This is a genomic window from Stenotrophomonas sp. 05L44_2, assembly GCF_056665995.1.
In genome coordinates this window covers 1-2758 of sequence record NZ_JBFTNR010000570.1, presented here as the reverse complement: position 1 = coordinate 2758, position 2758 = coordinate 1, and the positions used below count along the sequence as shown (strand labels likewise).

Sequence of the window (2758 nt, the reverse complement as noted above, 5' to 3'; positions counted from 1 at the left end):
CTGCTGCATCTGCAGCGGCTTGCGCAGCAGGTGCACCTCGATGCCAGCGGGGAACACATCTTCGGGCATCTCCCCGGCAGCGTCTTCCAGCACCAGCGCCGGGCCGCGGTAGCCGAGCGTGGCCATTTCGCCCAGCAGCTGGCTGGCCGACAACAGCTTGGAGCCGGCATCGGCAATCACCAGCGCCGGCATCGCCTCCTGCTGCATCCAGCGCAGCGCAGCCGGGCCATCGGAGGCCAACTGCAGCTGATAACCCTGGCTGGACAGTGCATYGCCCAACAGCGACAGGCGGGTGGCTTCACCATCGACCACCAGGATCGACTGGCCACTGCCCAGTGCCACCAGCTGTTCGATCGGTTCGCCGCCCTCGGCGCTGGCATGCATCGGCAAGCGCAGCTCGAAGCAGGTGCCCCGCCCCAGCTGGCTGTCGACGTGGATACTGCCACCGGCACCTTCMACGATSCGCTTGCASGARATCAGGCCCAGSCCGGTGCCRTYGGCCTTGGTKGTGAAGAACGGRTTGAACAGGTGCGACAASGTSTCSGCATCCATGCCGGTGCCTTCATCGACCACCGCGATGCGCAGCCAGTCCTCGCCATCGCGCTGGCCACCATGGCTGGCGGTCAGGCTCAGGTTGCCACCCTGGGGCATCGCCTGGATCGCGTTGAGCGCCAGGTTCAACAACACCTGCTGCAACTCGGTGTAGTTGGCATCGACCACCAGCCCCTCATCCTCGACCACCAAGTCCAGACGGACGCCATCGGGCACGTTGCTGCGCAACAGCAGCGCCACGGCCTGGAACAGGTCATCGATGTGGATGCGTTCGCTGGCCTTGCGCGAGCCGCGCACGAACGACAGCATCGATTCGGCCATCTCATGGCCACGGCGACCGCATTCGGCGATCACGTCGGCCAGGTGGTGCAGCTGCGGATCTTCGGTACGCGCCTTCAGCAGGTCCGGCATGATCAGCAGCGGCTGCAGGATGTTGCGCAGATCGTGGCTGAGCCCGGCGGCCAGCAACGACAGGCTTTCCAGCCGTTGCGCGCGCATCAGCTCGGTTTCCACCCGCGAGCGCTCGATGGCGCTGCGTGCCTCACGCACCGCGCGCGCCACGGCCGACGGCAGGCGCGCCGGCTGGTGCTTGATGATGTAGTCGTTGGCTCCCTTCTGCAGGGCCGCCACCGCATTCTCCTCGCCCATGGTGCCGGAGACGAAGATGAAAGGTACCTCCGGCAACGCATCGCGCACGATGCGCAGCGCGTCGTCGCCGGAGAAACCGGGCATGCTCAGGTCGGACAGCACGATGTCCGGCTGGAAGCGCGCCAGCGCATGGCGCAGGTCGTCCGCGCTCTCGACACGCTCGAAGGTGGCCTCAAGGCCTGCATCGAGCATCTGTTCGGACATCAGCTCGGCATCCTCCGGGGAATCTTCCACCAGCAGGATGCGCAATGCGCCGAGCGCGGGACCGGTCAGGGGCATGGGCCTACTCGATCTCCGGAGCCTGGTTGATCAGTGCCCAGAACTTGCCCAGGGTCTGCACTGCGCCGAAGAACTGGTCCACGTCCACCGGCTTGACCACGTACGCGTTCACGCCCATGTCCCAGCTGCGGGCCAGGTCGCTTTCCTCGCGCGAGGAGGACAGGATCACCACCGGCAACCGCTTCAGCTCATCGTGTTCGCGGATCTGCCGCAGCACTTCCAGGCCATCCATGCGCGGCATCTTGATATCCAGCAGCAGCACCGCCGGCAGGCCATCTTCGCGGCTGGCGAAGGCGCCACGGCGCAGCAGGTAATCCATCACTTCCACGCCGTCTTCGACGTGCACGATGGGATTGGCCAGGCGCGCTTCCTGCAGCGCATCGATCGCCATTTCGGCGTCGGCCGGGCTGTCTTCGGCCAGGAGGATGGTGCGCAGCGTCGTCATGCGATGGGGCCCTGTTTGTCCGTGTCGAGCACGGGGGGAAGATAGAAGTGGAAGGTGGCGCCGGCATCCGGTGCGGCTTCGGCCCAGATGCGGCCGCCATGGCGGGTCAGCACCCTGCGAACGCTGGCCAGGCCGATACCGGTGCCGGGATAGTCGCTGGCCTTGTGCAGGCGCTGGAATACACCGAACAGCTTGCCGGCGTAGGCCATGTCAAAGCCTGCACCATTGTCGCTGACCGTGAACTGATGACCGCCATCGGGCTGCTGCTGGTAGTCCACGCGGACCTTGGCCGGCTCGCGGTTGGCTGAATACTTCACCGCGTTGCCCAGCAGGTTCAGCCAGACCTGGCGCAGCATGTTTTCGTCGCCCACCACGATCGGCAGCGGCGCGATGCTCCACTCCACCTGATGGGCGTGGCCACTGCTCTCGGCTTCGCTCTGCACGTTCGCGTCGAGCATCGCGCGCGTATCGGCCACCAGCGACTGCATGTCCACGGTCTGCTGGCGCATCGCCACACGGCCCAGGCGCGAATAGACCAGCAGGTCGTCGATCAACGTGGCCATGCGCCGCGCTGAACCGGAGATCACCCCCAGGTAGTGCTGGCTCTTCTCGTCGGCAGCCTCGCCCAGATGGCGCGACAGCTTGTCCGAGAAACCGGCGACATGGCGCAGCGGCGCGCGCAGGTCGTGCGACACCGAGTAGCTGAACGCTTCCAGTTCGCGGTTGACCTCCGAGACCTGGGCAACCTTGCCCTCCAGCTGCCGGTTCAGTTCTTCAACACGTGTCTGCACCGCACCTGCCGGTTCAGTTCTTCAACACGTGTCTGCACCGCAC

Annotated in this window: 2 protein-coding genes and 1 pseudogene; all 3 read right to left on the bottom strand. The window is 65.9% G+C overall.

Features of this window, described 5'->3' with window-relative positions; translation table 11 throughout:
- Positions 1–1479: two-component system sensor histidine kinase NtrB (locus AC1VAN_RS17570; protein ID WP_480986319.1), on the bottom strand; the 1479-nt coding region annotated here is incomplete at its 3' end.
- Between the two features lie 4 nt (positions 1480–1483).
- Positions 1484–1924 carry a response regulator gene (locus AC1VAN_RS17565; RefSeq protein ID WP_208081819.1) on the bottom strand — a complete coding sequence of 147 codons (441 nt, stop codon included), beginning with the start codon at positions 1922–1924 and terminating at the stop codon, positions 1484–1486.
- Positions 1921–2712: pseudogene (locus AC1VAN_RS17560) on the bottom strand (sensor histidine kinase); the annotation flags it as partial. The pseudogene AC1VAN_RS17560 and the gene AC1VAN_RS17565, both read right to left, overlap by 4 nt.
- Between the last annotated feature and the right edge of the window lie 46 nt (positions 2713–2758).